Raw genomic sequence first — 1,975 nt, 5'->3', positions numbered from 1 at the left:
GAGCGCCGTCGCGCCGAGGTCCGCTCGGCCAGTACGACCGTCAGCAAGTCGCCGACGCCGTAGGCGCGGACGTCGGAGTAGAGCGAGATCGGCTGTCCCGGAGCGCCCTGCGGTTGCGCAGAGAGCGCGCTCGCCGCGGCGGCGACCAGGAGAAGAACAGAGATGAGTCGGATCATGAGATCAGAGGGTGACGGCCCACGTCCCGGCGCCCGGCGCGGTGACGCGGACGCGGTACAGGGCGTAGGGGTCGGAGCAGACGACGCGGACGACCTCGCCCACAGACCCGGTCTCGCGGGCCTGGCAGGTCAGCTCGACGCGGACCGCCCCACGACCGTAGAGCACGCGGACGGGCTCGCCGTCCGCGACGGCGACGGGCGGGCGGGCACTCGCGCTCGTCACCACGGCGCCGGCCTCGAGGTCGACGGTCGCAGTCCAGCCCTCGAGGTCGTCGATGGCGAGCGGCTCGGCGTAAAGTCCCGTGACCTCCGCACGCGCCAATTCGACGGCGTCTGAGACCGTATCGCCGGCCTCGAGGGCGCGGCTGGCTACCCAGACGGTTTCGAAGACGGAGACCTCGAGGAAGGCCCACCCAACGGATTGCCACACGCCATCGATCGGTGTCTCGACCTCGGCCGAGACGCGGCCCCTCGGTGCGGTGTCACGGAACCGGACGCGGACGGGGGACGCCGACGCGGCGGCCCGACTGAGCCGGACGACCTCGACCTCGGCGTCGGCCCACACGTCCTCGATGGCCGCTCGTGCGGCGACTTCGACCTCGAGGTCGGCGGTGACGCGGGGCGGAGCCTCGGAGCGGGCGACCTCCATCGCGATCGGACCGGAGCTTTGGGCCGCGCCGGACACCGCGATCAGGAGAGCGAGGGTGAGCGTTCGGATCATCGCTTGACGCCGTTGGCGATCTGGAGCATCTCCTCGCCCGCCTGCACCATCTTCGAGTTGAGCTCGTAGGCGCGCTGGCTCGCGATCAGGTCGACCATCTCCTGGACGACGTCGACGTTCGAGGCCTCGAGGAGTCCTTGCTGGACCGTCCCGATGCCGTCCTGTCCGGGCGGCGCCACGACGGGCGTCCCGCTGCCCTCGGTCTCGGCGAACAGGTTGCCGCCCATGTTGCGCAATCCCGCCGGGTTCTGGAATCGGGCGAGTTCGAGCTGGCCGAGCTCGGTCGGCTCGGGCTCGCCGGGCAGGAGCGCGCGGACGGTCCCGTCCGGCTGGATCTGGAGTTCGAGAGAGTCAGGCGGGACTTCGATGCCGGGGTCGAGCGTGAACCCGCTTTGGGTCACGATCAGGCCCTCGGCGGTCAAGGTGAAGGCGCCGTCGCGCGTGTAGGCGCGGCTGCCGTCGGGCATCTGGACGGCGAAAAAGCCGGAGCCGTTGACGGCCATGTCGAGGGCGTTGCCGGTCTCGGTCAATCCGCCCTGCGTGAACGTGCCGACCGTTGCGACGGCAATGGCGCCGTGACCCATCTGAAGCCGGGCCGGGGGCGCAGCGCCGTCCTCTCCACCCGCCGCGCGGACGCGTTGGTAGAGCAGGTCTTGGAACGCGACGCGGTTGCGCTTGAACCCGGTCGTGTTGGCGTTGGCCAAGTTGTTCGCCGTGTTGTCGACGCTCATCTGCTGAGCGCTCATGCCGAGAGCGGCGGTTCGGAGGGCACGGAGCATTGATATGGGGGTTGGGGTTTAGGGGTTGGGGATTGGGAAGGAGGCTGAGGGAGCACCCCCAATCCCTGACACCCAATCCCTAATCCCCAATCAGAACGTTCCGAGGTCGCGGGTGACGGCGCCCAAGACGCTGTCCGTGGTGTTCAAAGCTTTCTGCTGGGACTCGAACAGGCGGACGTGGCCCATCAGGTCCACCATCTCGCTCATCGCGTCGACGTTCGAGGCCTCGAGGAAGCCCTGGCGGACGCGGCTCTCGCTCGGCTCGGCGGGGATGCCGGAGGCGTCGAACGTGGCGCCGT

At 69.7% G+C, this 1,975-nt stretch carries 3 protein-coding genes; all 3 read right to left on the bottom strand.

Annotation, left to right across the window (positions count from 1 at the left end; genetic code table 11):
* Positions 1-180: 180 nt before the first annotated feature.
* Entirely contained in the window at positions 181-897 is a 717-nt protein-coding gene (gene flgA / locus WBA11_RS20390; RefSeq protein ID WP_424522465.1) for a flagellar basal body P-ring formation chaperone FlgA, read from the bottom strand.
* Positions 894-1,676, bottom strand: a complete 783-nt coding sequence (gene flgG / locus WBA11_RS20385) for a flagellar basal-body rod protein FlgG (protein WP_424522464.1) — start codon at positions 1,674-1,676, stop codon at positions 894-896. The genes flgA and flgG overlap by 4 nt, the downstream gene beginning before the upstream one ends.
* Before the next feature lie 90 nt (positions 1,677-1,766).
* Positions 1,767-1,975 (bottom strand): flagellar basal body rod C-terminal domain-containing protein (locus WBA11_RS20380; RefSeq protein ID WP_424522463.1); only part of this gene is annotated, 209 nt, incomplete at its 5' end.

The organism is Rubrivirga sp. (assembly GCF_049648075.1).
Taxonomy (GTDB): domain Bacteria; phylum Bacteroidota; class Rhodothermia; order Rhodothermales; family Rubricoccaceae; genus Rubrivirga.
Note: the sequence above shows the minus strand (reverse complement) of the source record. Positions and strands in the feature narration are given on the sequence as shown.

Excerpts from the sequence above, each read along its gene's own strand:
- flgA (WP_424522465.1), bottom strand. The coding sequence starts at position 897 with ATGATCCGAACGCTCACCCTCGCTCTCCTGATCGCGGTGTCCGGCGCG.
- flgG (WP_424522464.1), bottom strand. The coding sequence starts at position 1,676 with ATGCTCCGTGCCCTCCGAACCGCCGCTCTCGGCATGAGCGCTCAGCAG.